The organism is Caballeronia sp. LZ035 (assembly GCF_031451175.1).
In the GTDB taxonomy this organism is placed as follows: Bacteria; Pseudomonadota; Gammaproteobacteria; order Burkholderiales; family Burkholderiaceae; genus Caballeronia.
The window spans coordinates 1053112-1071455 of record NZ_JARUXS010000004.1; the positions used below are offsets into that span (position 1 = coordinate 1053112).

At 64.3% G+C, this 18344-nt stretch carries 18 protein-coding genes and 1 pseudogene; 8 read left to right on the forward strand and 11 right to left on the reverse strand.

What is annotated here, in order from left to right:
* Positions 1-47: 47 nt before the first annotated feature.
* On the reverse strand, positions 48-1052 hold the full coding sequence (locus QCE88_RS35260) for a fatty acid desaturase (protein WP_309910131.1): 1005 nt from the start codon (positions 1050-1052) through the stop codon (positions 48-50).
* A gap of 224 nt (positions 1053-1276) precedes the next feature.
* Between QCE88_RS35260 and QCE88_RS35265 the strand changes: the two genes are divergently transcribed.
* Positions 1277-2338 carry a HoxN/HupN/NixA family nickel/cobalt transporter gene (locus QCE88_RS35265; RefSeq protein ID WP_309910132.1) on the forward strand — a complete coding sequence of 354 codons (1062 nt, stop codon included), beginning with the start codon at positions 1277-1279 and terminating at the stop codon, positions 2336-2338.
* Between the two features lie 82 nt (positions 2339-2420).
* Positions 2421-3278 carry a formate/nitrite transporter family protein gene (locus tag QCE88_RS35270; protein ID WP_309910134.1) on the forward strand — a complete coding sequence of 286 codons (858 nt, stop codon included), beginning with the start codon at positions 2421-2423 and terminating at the stop codon, positions 3276-3278.
* 21 nt (positions 3279-3299) lie between these two features.
* Here the strand turns inward: QCE88_RS35270 and QCE88_RS35275 are convergent, their stop codons facing one another.
* The 6 genes from QCE88_RS35275 to QCE88_RS35300 form a co-directional block, all read right to left on the reverse strand.
* Positions 3300-3608 carry a beta-xylosidase gene (locus QCE88_RS35275; protein WP_309910135.1) on the reverse strand — a complete coding sequence of 103 codons (309 nt, stop codon included), beginning with the start codon at positions 3606-3608 and terminating at the stop codon, positions 3300-3302.
* A 172-nt stretch (positions 3609-3780) separates the two neighbouring features.
* Positions 3781-4089 (reverse strand): hypothetical protein, encoded by a 309-nt coding sequence (locus QCE88_RS35280; RefSeq protein WP_309910136.1) that lies wholly within the window; start codon positions 4087-4089, stop codon positions 3781-3783.
* Between the two features lie 267 nt (positions 4090-4356).
* Positions 4357-4668, reverse strand: a complete 312-nt coding sequence (locus QCE88_RS35285) for a hypothetical protein (protein WP_309910138.1) — start codon at positions 4666-4668, stop codon at positions 4357-4359.
* A 10-nt stretch (positions 4669-4678) separates the two neighbouring features.
* Positions 4679-5044, reverse strand: a complete 366-nt coding sequence (locus QCE88_RS35290; RefSeq protein ID WP_309910140.1) for a hypothetical protein — start codon at positions 5042-5044, stop codon at positions 4679-4681.
* A 151-nt stretch (positions 5045-5195) separates the two neighbouring features.
* Complete coding sequence (locus tag QCE88_RS35295) at positions 5196-6899, reverse strand: penicillin-binding protein 2 (RefSeq protein ID WP_309910141.1); 1704 nt, start codon at positions 6897-6899, stop codon at positions 5196-5198.
* 62 nt (positions 6900-6961) lie between these two features.
* On the reverse strand, positions 6962-7837 hold the full coding sequence (locus QCE88_RS35300) for an arylamine N-acetyltransferase (protein WP_309910143.1): 876 nt from the start codon (positions 7835-7837) through the stop codon (positions 6962-6964).
* Between the two features lie 220 nt (positions 7838-8057).
* Here QCE88_RS35300 and zwf point away from each other — a divergent pair, with 220 nt between their 5' ends.
* The 3 genes from zwf (at position 8058) to QCE88_RS35315 (ending at position 11357) form a co-directional block, all read left to right on the forward strand.
* Entirely contained in the window at positions 8058-9623 is a 1566-nt protein-coding gene (gene zwf, locus QCE88_RS35305; RefSeq protein ID WP_309910145.1) for a glucose-6-phosphate dehydrogenase, read from the forward strand.
* A gap of 70 nt (positions 9624-9693) precedes the next feature.
* A complete protein-coding gene (locus QCE88_RS35310) occupies positions 9694-10479 on the forward strand; it encodes an ROK family protein (protein WP_309910146.1) in 786 nt (261 codons plus the stop codon).
* Positions 10479-11357 carry an HAD family hydrolase gene (locus tag QCE88_RS35315; RefSeq protein WP_309910147.1) on the forward strand — a complete coding sequence of 293 codons (879 nt, stop codon included), beginning with the start codon at positions 10479-10481 and terminating at the stop codon, positions 11355-11357. Before QCE88_RS35310 ends, QCE88_RS35315 begins: the two co-directional genes overlap by 1 nt.
* A 167-nt stretch (positions 11358-11524) precedes the next feature.
* Here QCE88_RS35315 and infA read toward each other — a convergent pair whose 3' ends face one another.
* From infA to QCE88_RS35330, 3 genes are all read right to left on the reverse strand, one after another.
* Complete coding sequence (gene infA / locus QCE88_RS35320) at positions 11525-11791, reverse strand: translation initiation factor IF-1 (protein WP_062264840.1); 267 nt, start codon at positions 11789-11791, stop codon at positions 11525-11527.
* A gap of 549 nt (positions 11792-12340) precedes the next feature.
* Positions 12341-13318, reverse strand: coding sequence for a magnesium/cobalt transporter CorA (corA, locus tag QCE88_RS35325; RefSeq protein ID WP_309910148.1), 978 nt, complete (start codon positions 13316-13318; stop codon positions 12341-12343).
* Positions 13319-13482: 164 nt separating this feature from the next.
* On the reverse strand, positions 13483-14457 hold the full coding sequence (locus tag QCE88_RS35330; protein WP_309910149.1) for a LysR family transcriptional regulator: 975 nt from the start codon (positions 14455-14457) through the stop codon (positions 13483-13485).
* A 207-nt stretch (positions 14458-14664) separates the two neighbouring features.
* On the opposite strand from QCE88_RS35330, the gene QCE88_RS35335 reads away from it, so the two are divergent.
* The 3 genes from QCE88_RS35335 (at position 14665) to QCE88_RS35345 (ending at position 17731) form a co-directional block, all read left to right on the forward strand.
* Positions 14665-16197: a CoA-acylating methylmalonate-semialdehyde dehydrogenase gene (locus tag QCE88_RS35335; RefSeq protein ID WP_309910150.1), complete on the forward strand. Its 1533-nt coding sequence runs from the start codon at positions 14665-14667 to the stop codon at positions 16195-16197.
* A gap of 16 nt (positions 16198-16213) precedes the next feature.
* Positions 16214-17098 (forward strand): 3-hydroxyisobutyrate dehydrogenase, encoded by an 885-nt coding sequence (mmsB, locus tag QCE88_RS35340; RefSeq protein WP_309910151.1) that lies wholly within the window; start codon positions 16214-16216, stop codon positions 17096-17098.
* A 276-nt stretch (positions 17099-17374) separates the two neighbouring features.
* Positions 17375-17731: a hypothetical protein gene (locus QCE88_RS35345; protein WP_309910153.1), complete on the forward strand. Its 357-nt coding sequence runs from the start codon at positions 17375-17377 to the stop codon at positions 17729-17731.
* Between the two features lie 82 nt (positions 17732-17813).
* Here the strand turns inward: QCE88_RS35345 and QCE88_RS35350 are convergent.
* Positions 17814-18344 (reverse strand): annotated as a pseudogene (locus tag QCE88_RS35350) (hypothetical protein); the annotation flags it as partial.

An 18344-nucleotide genomic window follows, 5' to 3' on the forward strand; every position in this document is an offset into this window, starting at 1 on the left:
GGGGGAATGGGAATAGTCGGCGTTGCCGCATGGTACAGCGGCGCGGGTCAGCCCGCGAGACCGCGTCGGGACGCCGTGAGACCGCCCGAAGCAGCGTCCGGCCGCAGCGACGCGGCATCCGGATGCACCGCATCCTCGGCGGGAGCGAACGCGTGACGGGCCATCCATTCACCATAACCGCGCACGACGAAGCCGCCATTGCGGGCGCGATACGCGTCGCGGCGGCGCGCGTAGATCTCGCCGAGCGCGAACCACGGCGCGCCCGGCAGATCGTGATGAACGGCATGATAGTTATTGTTGAGAAAAAGCAGGCGCCAGGTCCAGGCGGCTTCGTTGATCACTGTGCGCTCGTGGACCTGCGCCGACGCGCGATGTTCCTGGAACGATCGCACCGAGGCCAGCGCAAGCGACGCATAGCCGACGCCGAAGACAAACGCGCGCCACGGAATGCCGCAGCGGGCCTCGAGCCACCAGGCGAGCGCCGCCAGCGCAACACCATGAAACACCCAGCTCGCGACGATTTCCCAACGCCGCTCGATCACCGCGCGAAACGCTTCCCGCAAGCTCGCCGCAATCGAGAACCAGGGGCCCAGCAGCAGTCGTCCGGCGAAGGTGTTGCGCGCGGCAAGCGCTCCGCGCAGCACGGCCCCGGCGCCGGCCCATTGCTCCGCCGTCACGTAAAAGCTTTCCGGGTCACGGCCGGGTTCGGTCAGATGATCGTCATCGTGATGGCGCAGATGCGAGTCGCGATACACCGCGTACGGAAACCACACGGCGAGCGGAGCCAGGCCGAAGAGCATGTTGATGCGCGGCCAGCGCGTCGGATGGCCGTGCATGAGTTCATGCTGCAGCGACATGTACCAGCACGACAGCACCGCAAGCAGCCCGAGCGCGGGCCCGAGTCCGAGCGCACGCACGTTCAGCGCGACGCCGAACCAGCCGCCGTACACCGCGACGATCACCGCCCAGGTCGGCCACTCGCTGCGCCAGCGCCAGCTTGCGCGGCGGGCTTGCAGTTCGATGCGCTGGACGTCGTCGAGATAGCGGGGCATGGCGGAATTCACGCGGAGTCAAAATGGGCGAGGGGCCATCGTAACGGCGCCTCCCGTGCGCTCAAACCAAGCATTCCGTCTAAGTTTTCCTGACGCGGCGCTATAAGCTTCGGGGCGTCGCCATTATTGGCCGGGCGATCCGGCACGGTATCCTTGACGCCGCTCGTGGCCCTTCGTCGCCTTCCCTGAAGCCCAGCATGGCCCCTGATCCTTCGACCGCGCCCATGAACGAACCCATCGCGTCCCGCTCGCTGCAAGCCTCGCCTTTCGTGCCGCGCAGGTCGGCCCGCCTCGTCGCCGGGTTGATCGCCTTCAATCTGCTCACCTGGATCTGGGCGCTGATCGCGTTCCGCCACTATCCGCTGCTGCTCGGCACGTCCTTGCTGGCGTACTCGCTCGGGCTGCGTCACGCGGTCGACGCCGACCACATCGCCGCCATCGACAACGTCACCCGCAAACTGATGCAGGAAGGCAAGCGGCCGCTGTACGCCGGCTTCTTCTTCTCACTCGGCCATTCGACCATCGTCGTCACGGCCACCGCGCTGATCGCCGCGACCGCGCTGGCCGTGCAGGGACGTTTCACGGCGTTTCGGGAGATTGGCGGGCTGATCGGCACGTCGGTGTCGGCGCTGTTCCTGTTCCTGATTGCCGCGATGAACCTGTTCGTGCTGCGCGGCGTGTGGCGCGCGTTCCAGCGCGTGCGGCGCGGCGAGCCGGTTCGCGAGGAAGACGTCGATCTGCTCGCCACCGCCGGCGGGCCGCTGGCGCGTGTCGCGCGGCCGCTGTTCAAGCTGATCGGCAAGAGCTGGCACATGTATCCGCTCGGCTTCCTGTTCGGCCTGGGCTTCGACACGGCGACCGAGATCGGCCTGATGGGCATCGCCGCGGCGGAAGCGGCGCGCGGCCTGCCGGTCTGGTCGATTCTCGTCTTCCCGATGCTGTTCACGGCCGGCATGTCGCTCGTCGATACCGCCGACAGCCTGCTCATGACCGGCGCCTACGGCTGGGCCTTCACGAAACCGCTTCGCAAGCTCTACTACAACCTCACCGTGACGCTCGTGTCCGTGCTGATCGCCGTGCTGGTCGGCGGCATCGAGCTGCTCGGGCTGATTGCCGGCCGCCTTCAGCTGAGTGGCGGACTGTGGGACGTGGCCGGCGCGCTGTCGGAACACTTCGGGGCGCTCGGCTATGGGATCGTCGCGCTCTTCGTGGCGTGCTGGCTGCTGTCGGCGCTGATCTGGAAGTGGCGCCGCTACGAGGACCTCGACCGGAGCGTCACCGGCTGAGGCCACGGGCATTCTTCCTGCTTGATGGACGCGCCAGCCGCCCATCCATTCCCGCATCGGGCGGCGACCAGGGAGAACGATCATGAACGACCCCCAAGCCGGCGCAGACTCACCGCACCTCGACAGCGCCGAACAGGAGCAGGCCGCCGAGCATTCGGCGCCGCATCCGCTCGTGATCCACGAGATCGTGCGCGAGGAGGGCGAAGTCGCGATGGAGCGCACCTTCGTCGCGCTGATGTTCTCGGCGCTCGCCGCCGGGCTCTCGATGGGCTTTTCGTTCCTGGTCCAGTCGATTCTCGACAGCGCGTTGCCCAAGCGTCCGTGGAGCGGGCTCATATCCAGCTTCGGCTACACGATCGGCTTCGTGTTCGTGATACTCGGCCGCCAGCAATTGTTCACCGAAAGCACGCTGACGGCCGTGCTGCCGGTGCTGACCCGCCGCGATCTCGCCACGCTGTTCAAGGCGCTGCGCCTGTGGGCAATCGTGTTGTTCTTCAATCTCGTCGGCACGAGCATTTTCGCGGCGATCCTCCAGATCCGCGGCGTCTTCGCGCCCGACGTGACCGAAGCGCTCGCGAAGCTCGCGATGACGCCGCTGTCCGCCGACTTCGGCGTGACCGTCGTGCGGGGCGTGTTCTCGGGCTGGCTCATCGCGCTGATGGTGTGGCTGCTGCCAAGCGCGCGCTCGGCGCGGCTGCTGACGATCCTGCTCGTCACCTACACCGTCGCGGTCAGCAAGCTGACGCACGTGATCGCCGGTTCGGTCGAAGCGGCGTATGCGGTGATGACGGGCGCGGCGGGCATCGGCGACTACTTCTTTGTGTTTCTCGTGCCGACGTTGATCGGCAATATCATCGGCGGCGTGTCGATGGTGGCCATCGTGAATCACGCGGCCATCGCGCCGGAGATCGGCGGCGCGCGACAGCGGAACGCGGACTGACGCCTTCCCGATGAGTCACGGCTATTTGTTGTTGCCCGCGCCGGTGCCGTACAGGCCGTTGCCGAAACCCGTATTGCCCTCCGGCTTTTGCTGCTTTCCCGAGGTCGCGCGGCGACCCTGCGCCGCCTCCTTCGACTGCGGCTTGTTCGATTCAACCACTGGACTGCCCGCGGACTCGGACGCGCCGTGCGTGCTGGAGTCGGACTGGCGGTTCTCCTGGCGCTGGGCACCCGCGCCCTGCGTGATCTGCGCGAGGCCATACGTGCTGAACGCGGCGATCAGGCTCGCAACGACGATACGAACGAATCGTTCGTGAGAAAGACTGGACATGGCGGCTCCCGGCAAGATCGAAATAGGTTCTTTCGAGCAGGTTCGATGCCTGGCGCGCCGCGAATCGCGAGATGCAAAACTGGCTGGATACGCCCGGCTCGAAACGAAACCAAACGAGACGCGGGCGTGGTCCGGAAGTCGCGCCCATGGCGCGAATGGCGAAAGCGGCGGTTCAGGCCGCTTTCGCCCAAAGCCTATTGGTCGGGCTCCTGCCGCGCGAACCGGAATGGCGCGGACCGGCATCGATCGTATCGAAGGCAATGCGCAAGGCGTCCACGCGCTGCTTCTGCGCCGGCACGAGCGCATAGCCCTGGACGACAGCCGTCAGCCGCTCGCGCCAGTACTCGACGTTGAGCGTTCCGGATGCCTGGTTGTTCATGGTGCGGAGCTGCGCGAGGGCGCGCTCGATATGCTGAAGTTCGACATCGGCCATTGCCGAGGGCAAAAGGCTGCCCTTGGTCTCGCTTTTCTTCTTTTTCATCTGGTCTTCCTCTCGGCCGTGCAGCACCCCATCCGACGCGCGGATCGTGTGCTACCCCAGGCACCCCGTTCACCCGCGCATGTTTTTTGATCTGTCGCGGGCGGCCTTTGCTCTTTTCTTCGGATGACCGATCGATGCCGTTAAACAACTGACTCGATCGTTATCAAAAATGTACGCAATGACCAACGGGTGGCTCCGTCTGTCATCGCACACTCGGGCGGGAGGAAGGTGCGGCAAGAAACGTTGCCGCGTGAGACGGTTAAAACCTTATTCGCTGCTTTCGGGCGGCTCTGCGGGTGGCTCTGCAGGTGGCTTCGTGGCCGGCTTGCCGCTGCGGCCAATCTGCTCTTCCATCGCGAGGTCCAGCTTGCTGACCTTGCGCGGCTTGGCCGGGTCGCGGGCGTTGACGAACGCGACGAAGGCGTCCATGGGCATCGTGTCCGAGAGCCGGGCCGAGCCGGCGGGCGAGCGTTCCACGAGGTAGAAGAGGCCGCCTGGCATCGACACCGCCGCGTAATTCTGGTTGCCGCTGCGGGTCTTGAGCCGTTCGACGGCGTTGATGGCTTTGGTGGAGCGCATGATCGCCGGGTTATTTCTCGGTGCTGTCGGTGCTGGGCGTGTCGGACGGCGCGCACTTCTTGCCCGCGCCCTCGATCCACAGGTTCGACGTGTGGCGCTTGCCCGGATAGAAGCGGTAAGTCGTTTCGCCGTTGTCGTAGCGCACCTTGATGACGTTCGAATCGCCGAATTCGAGCATTACGCCTTGCGGAATGGAAGTCTGCTGGTATTTGGCGTCGTGCTTCTTCGCCTCGGCGTCAATGCACTGGACGATACCGTTCACCTTGTTATTGGTCGATGATTTCTCGACTTCGGGTTGTCCGGCGTCTTCGTTGTGGAATTGCGCACAGGCGGCGATCAGCAAAGGCAGCGCGAGCGCTGCGGCAAGTTTTTTCATGGTGTTTTCCGTCTGGATCTCTCGGAGGATCGCTCCCGGTCGAGGTGTCGGGCCGAACCCCGGATTAGAGCACACGCCCTTTACAGTTCGGACAGGTTCGCGAAGCGGCTTCCGGACAACGCAGCAAGGCCCGCGCCCGATTCGGGACGGATCACGCGTCGGGCGGCACGCCGAGCAGCGGCAGCGTCCCGCCGACGATGCCCGAAAACACCGGCCCGGCCACCGTGCCGCCGTAGTAGCTGTTGCCGCCGGGTTCGTCGATCATCACGGCGACGATCAGGCGCGGATCGCTCATCGGCGCGATGCCGACGAAGGACGCGCGATACTTGTTCGCCGCATAGGCGCGCCCGATCTGCTTGCGCGCCGTGCCCGTCTTGCCGCCGACGCGATAGCCGTCCACCGCCGCCGCGCGTCCGGTGCCGTGTTCGCCGATGGCCCGTTCCAGCATGTCGCGCACTGCACGCGCCGTGGCGGGCTGGGTGACCGGCAGCGCGTCGCGACGCTTGTCGCCGGCGATCAGCGTGGCGGCGTGGAAGCGGCCGTCGCCGGCATAGGCCGTGTAGATCTGCGCAATCTGCACCAGCGAGAGCGAAAGCCCGTAGCCATAAGCCATGGTGGCCTGCTCGATCGGTTTCCAGCGTTCGGGCGAGCGCAGCCGGCCGGTCGCCGCGCCGGGAAAGGTCAGCTCGGGCGCGCGGCCGATGCCGTATTCGCGATACTTGTCCCAGATCGTTTTCGCGGGAAGCTGTAGCGCCAACTTGGTCAGCGCGACGTTGCTGGACATTTGCACCGCCTCCGCCACGGTGATGACGCCGTGATTCGACGTGTCGTGAATGACATTCGGCCCGATCTTGATCGTGCCCGGACCGGTATCGATACGCGTGTCGGGCCGCACCTTGCCGAGATCGATGGACAGCGCGGCCACCAGCGGCTTGATGGTCGAACCGGGCTCGAAGGTGTCGGTGAGCGCACGGTTGCGCAACTGTTCGCCGGTGAGGCGCGTGCGGTCGTTCGGATCGAAGCTCGGATAGTTGGCGAGCGCGAGCACTTCGCCGTTCTTCGCGTCCAGCACGACGACGCTGCCCGCCCGTGCCTTGTGCTTCAGGATAGCCGCCTTCAGCTGCGTATGCGCGAGCTGCTGAATGCGCCGGTCGATCGTCAACTGAATGGTTTCGCCGTTCTGCGGCAGATCGATCTCGCCGATCTGCGAGATCACCCGGCCGAGCCGGTCGCGGATGACTTCGCGCTGGCCCGCTTCGCCGGTGAGGCGGGCGTCGGCGGCGAGTTCCACGCCTTCCTGGCCATGGTCTTCGTTATTCGTGAAGCCGACCACGTGGGCCGCCGATTCACCCTCGGGGTAAAAGCGCCGCGTGTCCGGCACGAGCGTGATGCCGGCGCGTCCGATGGTCGCGATGCGCTCGGCGGCTTCGGCTTCCACCTGGCGCCTGAGCAGGACGAAGGCGCGGTTCCCGTCGATGCGCCGCTGCAACTCCTGCGGCGGCATGTCGAGCAGGCGCGCGATCTCGTTGCCGTGATCGCCGTCGAACAATTTGGGCGACGCCCACACTTCGTAGGTGGCGAGGCTGACGGCGAGCATCGAACCGTTCCGGTCGACGATGCGCCCGCGCGTCGCCGACAGCGACAAGGTCCGCTGGTAACGCTTCTGCCCTTCGCCGATATAGAACTTGTGGTCGATCACCTGCACCCACAGCGCACGCGCGCCGAGTGCGAGAAACGCCGCTGTGACGCCGATGACGACCAGCCGCGAGCGCCAGGCGGGCAAGGCGGTGGTCAGGACCGAACTGCGGTGATGCGTCTGGAAATCGCTGCCGCCGCGCGTCTTCTTCTTGAACATCGTTGTCTCACAAGTAAGCTAGGGAATGCCGGCGGTGGGCTCCCAATGATTCAGAACAGGGTTCAGAGCAGGCGGGACAGGGCGGCATCGAGCGCGGCGGAATCGTCGCCATCCGGCAGACGAATGCCGATCTCGCTCGCGAGGATCTGACGCAACTCGGACACGCTCGCGGCGACACGGGCTTCGCTCGGCGCGCCGTCGTCGTGCGTGTGATGGATGTGCAGCCGCCCGTTGAACAGGCCATAGCGCACGCCGGGCGCAAGACGCGCGGCGAGCAGGTTGTGGACGAAGACCGATTGCGGGTAAGTGGACACGAAATGGTTGGCCATCTCGTAGTCCGCGTCATACTGCGGGTCGAGGTCGAAGTGATAGACGCTCGCCCAGTTGCCGTCGACCAGCGCCTTCAGGATGAACGCGCGCGGTTCGCCATTCGCGCCGCCTGCGTTTTCCAGCCGGAACGCGCCGTGCGGCGTGATCTGTTCGAGGCCGGTTTCGAAGACCAGCGGCGCCGAAAGCACCATGCCGCCAAAACCGACATCGGCGAGATACGTGCCTTCGTCGAGATCGACCAGCAGCAGCATGTGCGTGCGCGCGGGCAGGTCCGATGCGTCATGATTCGAGTCGCGGCCCCACAGCACGCGGCCCGCGAAGCTGCGCACGCGGAAGCCCAGTGCCCGCAAGACGCTGCGTAAAAGCAGATTGTGTTCGTAACAGTAGCCGCCGCGTTCCTGCGTAATGAGTTTGTGCTGGATCGACGCGAGATCCAGCCGGACCGGTCGGCCGAGCAGGACGTCGAGATTTTCGAAGGGAATGGCCTGGGGATGCAGCAGATGCAGCGCGCGCAAGGTGTCGAGTGTCGCCGCCGGGCGCGCGGCGGCAGAAAAGCCGATGCGCGCGAAGTAGGCGGCGAGGTCGGGTGAAGTGTCGTGTGCGTTCATGTGGAGTCCGGGCAAAGGTCGGCTTCGATGTCTGTCGCCATGTCCGCGAGCGCTGTCGCAAGCGTGCATATCTTACTTCACGAAAGCATAGAAATTACAAAAAGCATACGCGGCTTCGTGGCTGCGCTTTCAACTGAGGTTCAGTTGAACTGTGACGCAACGCCGATGGTCTTTCCAAGGTTCAATACGCAACCGTGCAATTGATAAGGGGCGCCACACCATGTCGAAAGATGCAAAAGAAGGAACACAAACGAACCAACCTGAAGGCGGCAAGCCGGCGAGCGAGACCTGTGCGGGCAAGCATCCCGCGCCGCCATGCACGCTCGTCATCTTCGGCGCGGGAGGCGATCTCACCAAGCGCCTGCTGATGCCTTCGCTGTACAACCTTGCATCGGACAAGCTGCTCGATGACGGGCTCGAGATCATCGGCGTGAATCGCGGCGAGCGTGAAACCTCCGACTGGCGCGACGAGCTTACGCAATCGCTGCGCAAGTTCGCCTCCGACAAGGCTGCCACCTTCCACACCTCGAAGCTCGACGAGGAAGCCTGGAGCTGGGTCGAGCAGCGGCTCGAATACTTCCCCGGTGAGTTCACTGACGAGGACACCTTCAAGCGCCTCAAGGAACGTCTCGCGAAGGCCAAGTCCGGCAGCGTGATGTTCTACCTTGCGGTGGGCGCGCGCTTCTTCGAGCCGATCGTCGAGCATCTCGGCGCGGCCGGTCTGCTGGAGGAGAAGGACGGCAACTTCAGGCGGCTTGTGATCGAGAAGCCGTTCGGCACGGACCTGGCTTCGGCGCGCGAGCTGAACGCCTGCATCCTCAAGTACGCGCAGGAAACGCAGGTATACCGGATCGATCACTTCCTCGGCAAGGACACGGTGCAGAGCATCCTGGCCGTGCGCTTCGCCAATGCGATGTTCGAGCCGGTGTGGCGGCGCGAATACATCGACAACGTGCAGATCACGGCGGCCGAAACAATTGGCGTGGAAGGGCGCGGCGCGTTCTACGAGCAGACCGGCGCGTTCCGCGACATGCTGCCCAACCATCTGTTCCAGCTGCTCGGCATGGTGGCGATGGAGCCGCCCAATTCGTTCGACGCCGAATCCGTGCGCGACAAGAAGGCGGAAGTCTTCGATGCGATTCGCCCGCTGTCCGCGAACGATGTCGTGCTCGGCCAGTACGAAGCGGGTCCGGCGGGGCCGGGCTATCGCGAGGAAGAGGGCGTGGCGCCCGACAGCCGCACCGAAACTTACGCGGCGGCGCGCGTCTATGTGGAGAACTGGCGCTGGGCCGGCGTGCCGTTCTATCTGCGCACCGGCAAGCGGCTGACCGAGCGGCGCACGGAGATTTCGATCACGCTCAAGGCGGTGCCGTTCCTGCTGTTCCGCGATACACCCGTCGACGCGCTCACGCCGAATGTCTTCACGCTGCGCATCGATCCCGCGCACGGCACGACTTTCGACTTCAACGTGAAGGTGCCGGGTCCGCTGATGCAGATCGGCAAGGCGCGCTCGGCGTTCAATTACTCGGATTACTTCGCGGAGCGCGCGAACGTCGGCTACGAGACGCTGCTGTACGACTGCATGCTGGGCGACGAGACGCTGTTCCAGCGCGCTGACAGCATCGAGACGGCCTGGGCCGCCGTCGATCACGTGCTGCATCCGGACAGCCCGCTGCCCGTGCACGGTTATGCTGCGGGCAGCGCAGGCCCGGCCCAGGCGGACCAGTTGCTCGCCGAGGACGGCCGCACGTGGCGTGCGCTGACCGATCCGGTCAAAAAGAGCTGAGCACCACTCGAACTTCATTAAAAGGACAACACACGTGAGCACGGAATCCAGAACCAGACAGAAAACCCACGTGACGGCCGACAAACTCGCGATCAAGGCGGAACGCATTCTCGCGATCGACATCGGCGGAACGGGGCTCAAGGCGGCGATCATTTCCGAGGACGGCCAGATGAAGAGCGACCGGCTGCGCGTGGCGACGCCGCATCCGGCCAAACCCGACGTGGTCGTCGAGACACTGATGACGCTGATTGCGCCGATCGTCGCCACGCCGCCGACGCATATCTCCATCGGCTTTCCGGGCGTGGTGCGCGACAACATCGTGCTGACCGCGCCGAATCTCGGCACGCCGGCCTGGCGCGGCGTGCCGCTCGCCCAGTTGCTGTCCGAGCGGCTCGGCAACGCCCCCGCGCGCATGATCAACGACGCCGAGATGCAGGGGCTCGCGGCGATCGAGGGGCGCGGCATCGAGATGGTGCTGACGCTCGGCACCGGCGCGGGCACCGCGCTGTTTCGCGACGGCGAGCTGATGCCGCATCTGGAACTCGCGCATCATCCGATCGCGAAGGACAAGACCTACGACGAGTACCTCGGCAACGCGGCGCGCGAGAAAGCCGGCAAGAAGCGCTGGAGCCGGCGCGTCGAGAAGGCGATCGAGATCCTGGCGACGCTCGTGAACTACGACAAGCTGTGGATCGGCGGCGGCAATGCCGCGAACATCAAGTTCAAGCTGCCGGACAACGTGGCGACGGTGTCGAATGCGGCGGGCATCGAGGGCGGTGCGCGGTTGTGGCATCCGCGCTCGGTGCGCGAGACGCGGCAATTGCCGCATTTCAACCAGCGTGAAGGAGCGCACTGATGGCCGGCGACAGCAAGTACGGATTGTCGAGCACGGCCGGAGCGGACGTGTTCGAGGCACTCGCGAACATCGAACTGGTCGTCACCGATTGCGATGGCACGCTGCTCTATACCGACAAGGCGCTCGGGCAGCCCGCGATCGACGCCGTGCGCCGCCTGCAAGCCGCGGGCGTGCGCTTCACGGCGGCGAGCAGCCGGCCGGGCAAGGGCATGCGTCATATCGTCGAGGCGCTGGGCATCGACATGGCTTACGCGTCGTACAACGGCGGCAGTCTGGTCGAGCCGGGCACGTGGAAGCTGCTGTCGTCGCACAAGCTGCCGCGCGACGTCGTGCAGACTTCGCTCGACACGCTCGCGGCGGCCGGTGTCGATGCGTGGGTGTTCATCGACGACGCGTGGTATCTGACCAACCCCGACGCGACCTATGTGCCGCTTGAAACGCGGACCGTGGGTTACGAAGGCGTGCGGGTCGCGCGTTTCGACGACCTGGATCTCGATGCGGTCGACAAGATCGTCGGGTCCACGGCCGACACGGCATTGCTCACGCGCGTTGAGACCGGCTTGCAGCAGCAATTGCACGGACGCGGTCACGCGGCCCGCTCGCAGACCTACTATCTCGACGTCACCAGCATCGACGCCAACAAGGGCACCGCCGTGCGCGAGCTGGCGCGGCTGGCCAACGTGCCGCTGGAACGGGTGGCCGTGCTCGGCGACATGGGCAACGACGTGCCGATGTTCGAGATCGCAGGCGTTTCTATCGTGATGGGACAGGCGTCGGACGCGGTGCGGCGTCAGGCGAGCCTCGTCTCGACAAGCAACGACGACGATGGCTTTGCGATCGGCATCGAGGCGATCGTGGCGGCGCGGGCGGGCGGCTGAGCCAGAAAGGGCATTGACATCGACGCGAGGCGCTGCCGCTGCGGCTACGCGCGAGGCAGGCGGCTGCGTCGAAGGTCAGTGAAATCCGCGGTGAGGCGTCTCAGGCGTTCGCCGCGGATCAGGCGGACGCTCGGTGTGAATGGGGCAGGTGCAAAAAACCGTTGCGCTTAACGACGACGCATCGGGGGGCGCGGGCCACCGCCGCCGGCACGCTCGTCCTTGTGACGGAAATTGATGCGGCCTTTGGTCAGGTCGTAGACCGACAGTTCCAGCGTCACGCGGTCGCCGGCGAGAATCCGGATGTGATTCTTGCGCATGCGGCCCGAGGCGTACGCGCCGACCACGACGCCGTTGTCCAGCGTCACGCGATAGCGGCTGTCGGGAAGGACTTCGTCAACGATACCGTCGAGTTCGATGAGTTCTTCTTTCGCCATATGAGGCTCCTGTGAAATGAATAAGGGGTGCTGCCGCGCGTCCTGCGCCCGCGTTCCACGTTGCTTCCGACGCCGCGCTTACTGCCGATAAGCAGCCACGCGGCACTTCACTGGACGTCGCGGCGTGGACGTCGCAGCGGACTCGAAGGTCGGTGCGAAACATGGCTCGGTACGTCCGGCGCGATGCAACCTGCAACGGAAGCGCACTGCGTCTCTCTTCAGGCTCGCTGTGAGCTTGACGGGCATAGGCCGGATGGACGAGCGGGCCGCGCAGGCGGCGCGCCGCGGCCGGCATGACCGGGACGGCGACATCGGCGAACTGCGGGGCCGACGTGCGGTTAAAAAGCGGGTTGAAGCGAAAGCGATGTGTCGCGCATTGAAGCTTGCAAATAACTTTCAAGTCTTGCCTTCGGGCCGCGGCGCGTGAATCATGCGCCTGACTGATATGCGGCCAACGGGTCAAACTTGCAAGCCCTGGCGTTATTTTCGCCTAAAACGCTTGATTAGACAATGAAATTCGCCGGAAGGTTTCTGCAAGGGCGCTTTTTGCTACAACCACCCGGCCTTCTTGAAACGCCAGTACAGCACGACATCCACCACCAGCATGACCGCGAGGCAGGCCGGATAGCCGTAGACCCAGTCCAGTTCGGGGATCGACTTGAAGTTCATGCCGTAGATGCCGGCGATCATCGTCGGCACGGCGAACAGCGCGGCGAAGGAACCCAGCCGTTTGGTCACCTCGCTTTCGGCCAGCGCGATCAGGCCGAGATTCACCTGGATCGCCGTGACGATCATTTCGCGTCGTCCCTCGATGGTCTTCACGATGCGCAGCAAGTGGTCGTACACGTCGCGGAAATATTCCTGCATGCCCGAGCACACACCGGGCGACCGGCCGCCATACAGTTTGCTGACGGCTTCGAGCAAGGGCGCCGTGTGATGCTGGAGGATCGTCATGCGGCGCTTGAGCGAGTACAGATCCTCGATGATCTCGCGCGACTCCACCGAACCCTTCTGCTCGAAGATGCGCTCTTCCACTTCATCGAGTTCGGCGCCGAGTGTTTCCAGCACCGGGAAGTAACGGTCCACGACGGCATCGAGCAGCGCATACATCACGAAGGCGGGACCGTGCTTGAGCAGATGCGGTTCGCGCTCGCAGCGCTTGCGCACTTCCTGGAAGCCCTGCGTGGTCCGGTTGCGCACCGAGAGCACATAGTTCTTGCCGACGAATACATTCATCTCGCCGACCAGCACGTCGCCTTCTTCGTCGAATTCGACCGTGTGAAAGACCGCGAACAGCGAGTCGCCGTACTCCTCGATCTTCGGCCGTTGATGACCGTTCTGCGCGTCCTCTACCGCCAGTTCATGCAGCCCGAACTGCTGTGTCAGGTGGGCGAGTTCGCCGGGACCGGGTTCCTTCAATGCAACCCAAATGAAAGAGTCGGGACGATCGCGATAAGCGTTGATGTCGTCGATGGGCACATCGGCGAGCTTTCGGCCGTTCTCATAAACCGCACAGTTGACCAGCATGGGGCGCCCTTTTTTATATCGGTCTTGTTATCGATGTGACCCGGCCACGCGTCGATGGGCGCTCGGGGGGCGCGAGCGCGTGGCCTCCATCCAGCGAATCTTAGCCCAAACGGCTGTTTTCGACCGGCGACCCAGCGCGCGGTTCGGCCAGGAAGCAGGTGCAATCAGGATGCCTTGACATCCACCCACGCCATCTCGGCTTGATCGCCCATGAGGAATGCGCGGTTCGCTTCGGCCGCCGCGCGCAGATGGTCCCACACCGTCGTGATGCGCTTCAGCTTGCGCAAATCCTCGCGGCAGGAGAGATAGAACGCCCGCGTCACGATGATCTCGTCGGGCAGCACCGGCACGAAGCGCGGGTCCGACGACGCCATGAAGCACGGCAGGATGGCCAGCGCCCGGCCCTGCAGCGCCGCGAAGTATTGCGCGATCACACTCGTGCTGCGCCAGCGTGAAATCGCGCCGGGCACTGCGCGCTCGAGATACAGCAGTTCATAGCTGAAAGCGAGATCGTCGATATAGCTGGCGAAGCGATGCTGGCGCAGGTCGTCGGTGGTACGGATCGGCGCGTGGGCCGCCAGATAGTCGGCGGTGGCATAGAGCTTCAGGCGGTACTCGCAGAGCTTCGTATAGACGTACTGGCCTTGTTCGGGACGTTCGAGCGTCACCGCGATATCGGCCTCGCGTTTGGAGAGGCTCACGAAATGCGGGACCGGCAACAGGTCGATGGTGATGTTCGGATGCGCGTCCTGGAAGCGCGCGAGTTGCGGAGCGAGAAAGAAGCAACCGAAGCCTTCGGTCGATCCGACCCGCACGTGACCCGAAAGCGCATGTCCCGTGTTCGCGATCTGCTCGGTGGCGGACTGCACCGTGGTCTCGATCGAATCGACATAGGCCAGCAGGCGCTGTCCTTCGGCGGTCAGGATGAATCCGCTGCTGCGCGACTTGTCGAACAGCAGGGTGCCGAGTGCGTCTTCCAGCGCCCGCACGCGCCGCGCGACGGTCGTGTAGTCCACGCCGAGCCGCTTTGCCGCGCCGCTGGCACGCTGCGTCCGGGCGACTTCGAGGAAGTAGCGCAGGTCGTCCCAGTTGAGCCGGGCGAGATCGAGCGGGGCGGCGGGCAGCGGAGTTTTTTGCATATCGATCGGGTGTTTTTATCGCGCCATGATGGACTTTTGCATAACTATACTCAGGAAACGAGCCTGCATCATTGCGGCCGAATACCAACAAGACGGAGACACGATGCTTTTTCTTCCAGCGCCCGCGCGGCGCGTTCCTCGGCTTGTCCTCGCTGTTTCCTCCCGCCTTTCCTGCCTGTCGGCAACTTCCCAAGCAAGGAGTGACTCGTGAATATCGCTGCTGAACATCCGGCGCAGAATGCGTCCGTCCGCACGGCCAAACTGCTGATCGACGGCCAGTTCGTTGACTCGAAGAGCACGGAATGGCGCGACATCGTCAATCCGGCCACGCAGGAAGTGGTCGGCCGCGTGCCGTTCGCGACGATGGACGAAGTGGATGCCGCCGTCGCCGCGGCGCATAAGGCGTTTCAGACCTGGCGCACAACGCCGCTCGGCGTCCGCATGCGGCTGATGCTGCGCTTCCAGGACCTCGTGCGGCAGAACCAGAAGCGCATTGCGCAGACGCTCACCGCGGAGCAGGGCAAGACGCTTGCCGACGCCGAAGGCGACATCTTCCGCGGTCTCGAAGTCGTCGAGCATGCGTGCTCGATCAGCACGTTGCAGCAGGGCGAGTTCGCGGAGAACGTCGCGGGCGGCGTGGACACGTACACGTTGCGACAGCCCATCGGCGTCTGCGCGGGCATCACGCCGTTCAACTTCCCCGCGATGATCCCGCTGTGGATGTTCCCGATGGCCATCGTGTGCGGCAACACCTTCGTGCTGAAGCCCTCCGAGCAGGATCCGCTGTCGACCATGGAACTGGTCGAACTGGCGCTCGAAGCCGGCGTGCCGCCCGGCGTGCTGAACGTCGTGCACGGCGGCAAGGAGGTCGTCGACGCGATCTGCACGCATCCCGAGATCGAAGCGATTTCCTTCGTCGGCTCCACGGCTGTCGGCACGCATGTCTACAACCTCGCGAGCCAGCACGGCAAGCGCGTGCAGTCGATGATGGGCGCAAAGAATCACGCCGTCGTCCTGCCCGACGCCAACAAGGAGCAGACCCTCAACGCGCTCGTCGGCGCGGGCTTCGGTGCGGCGGGACAGCGCTGCATGGCGACTTCGGTGGCGGTGTTCGTCGGGGCATCGAAGGAGTGGGTGCCGGAACTGGTCGAAAAGGCGAAGACGCTCAAGGTCAACGGCGGCGCGGAGCCGGGCACGGACGTCGGCCCGGTGGTCTCGAAAGCGGCGAAGGAACGCATTCTCGGGATGATCGGCCAGGGCGTGGAAGAAGGCGCGACGCTCGCGCTCGATGGCCGGGGCATCGGCGTGAAGGGCTACGAGCAGGGCAACTTCATTGGCCCGACCATCTTCACGGGTGTCGATACCGAGATGACGATCTATACGAAGGAGATCTTCGGTCCGGTGCTGTGCGTGCTCGAAGCCGAGACGCTGGACGATGCCATCGCGCTCGTCAACCGCAATCCGATGGGCAATGGCGTCGGCCTGTTCACGCAGAGCGGCGCGGCAGCGCGCAAGTTCCAGAGCGAGATCGACATCGGTCAGGTGGGCATCAACATTCCGATTCCGGTGCCGGTGCCGTCCTTCAGTTTCACGGGCTCACGCGGCTCCAAGCTCGGCGACCTGGGGCCGTACGGCAAGCAGGTCGTGCAGTTCTACACGCAGACGAAAACGGTCACGGCGCGCTGGTTCGACGACGCCACCGTGAACGACGGCGTGAACACCACCATCGCACTGAAATAACGACAAGGAGGCGGCGATGAAGATTGGTTTCATTGGTCTCGGACACATGGGCGGCCCGATGGCCGCGAACCTGCTGAAGGCGGGGCACACGCTCACCGCATTCGATCTCGTGCCGGCCGCGCTGGACGCGGCGCGCTCGGCGGGTGCGACGCTCGCCGAGTCACCACGCGCGGCAGCGGAGGGCGCGGAAGTCGTCATCACGATGCTGCCCGCGGCGCAGCATGTCAAAGCCGTCTATCTGAACGACGACGGCGTGCTCGCGGGCGTCGCGAAGGGCGTGCCGCTGGTGGACAGCAGCACGATCGACCCGGCTACCGCGAAACTGATCGGCGAGGCGTCGGCAAAGCAGGGCAATCCGTTTGCGGATGCGCCGGTGTCGGGGGGCGTCGTCGGGGCGCAGGCGGGCACGCTGACGTTCATGGTCGGTGCGGACGAGGCGTTGTTCGACACACTGCGTCCCGTGCTGAGCGGCATGGGCAAGAACATGGTGCGCTGCGGCGAAACCGGCACGGGTCAGATTGCGAAGATCTGCAACAACCTGCTGCTGGCGATTTCGATGATCGGCGTGGCGGAAGCCATGAAGCTGGGGGAAACACTAGGCATCGATCCGTCGAAACTGGCGAGCATCGTGAATACGTCGACGGGACGCTGCTGGAGTTCGGATACGTGTAATCCCTATCCGGGGATCATCGAGACGGCGCCGGCTTCGCGCGGCTATGCGGGCGGCTTCGGCGCGGATTTGATGCTGAAGGATCTCGGACTTGCCGTCGACGCAGCGCGCGGTGCAAAGCAGCCAGTTTTCATGGGTGCGCTGGCGCAGCAGCTGTATCAGTCGATGAGCCAGCAGGGTCTTGGCGGACTCGATTTCTCGGGCATCATCAAGCTGTACGGGAAGAACTGATAGCGGCCAACGGTATCAAACGAATGAGGGAGTCGGCACGACCGTGCGTGCCGATCCTGCCCTCCATTTATAACTGTTTTGTTCAGTTGCACTGCACAACGCGTCGCGCAATCCGTTACTGGGAAAGACCATCGGGAATACGATGATTCGCTTTCCAGAAAATTGTCCTATTCTGAAAGCACGACGCCCGTCTGCCGTTCGGTACGAACGCTCCGGTAGCGCCACGGTGCTGGTAGAACGCCCGTCGTTTTCGGGCAATCAGATGAGGAGTACGCGATGCAAGTTACACGTCACTTGAACATGGAATTGCGGCACGCCACGGTGCCGACTTATGTCGCCAGCTATTTCTTTCCGTTGCTGCTTTTGGCATACGAAGTCTGGCGAGTGGGATCCTGGGTTGCAGTGAACGGCTTTAACTTCATGAACTTCAACGCGATGGGTTATGAATTCGCGCTGATGGTCGCCGTGTTCTGCATGCAAGTCATCGTGGAAGTCGCGTTCCTCGCAGGCGCTGTTCTGACTCGACACAAGGATGTCGGTCATCGACTGGCCAATCTGTCGCTGGGTCTGTTCTGCTCGATGGTCGTCCTCGGTTTCGATCTTGCACTGCAATATGGTTTGAGCGGGAATTAAGTTTCACGCTGCTTTTCAGACGCCAAAACGAAACGCCGGTTGCCATGCGCAACCGGCGTTCTTTTGTTCACTGCGGCAAAGTTCAACAGCCCGCTGCACTCGCCAATACGGGCGGCGTCTCGGAGCGTTGTTCATAACATTTCGCGTCCGCATCCTTGAGCGCGCTGCGTAACCCTTCTTCAACCACGGGATGATAGAAAGGCAGCTTGAGCGTTTCATCGAGCGTCAAGTCGAGTTGCAACGCCCACGCAAGCAGATGCCCCAGATGTTCCATCGCGGGACCGCAGCCCTGCGCGCCGCGCAGTTTGCCGCTCTTCGCGTCGGCGTAGACGTGCAGGAGCCCGCGGTTCTGCCGCATCACGCGACTGCGGCCCTGGTCCTCGAACGACGCTTCACCCGTTACCGTCATCTGTTTGTCGAGATCGTCATACGATGCGCCGACCATCACCACTTGCGGCTCGCAGAAGACCAGCGAGAACGGCACCTTGCGCTTGATCGCCTGCACGTCGGGGAAGCGCGCGTCGGCTGCATGCCGTCCAAGCTGCTGCTCGCGGCGGCCAACGGTTTGCATGATGCGCGGTCGCTGGCGGCGCGCGGCATCGAGGGGACGCAT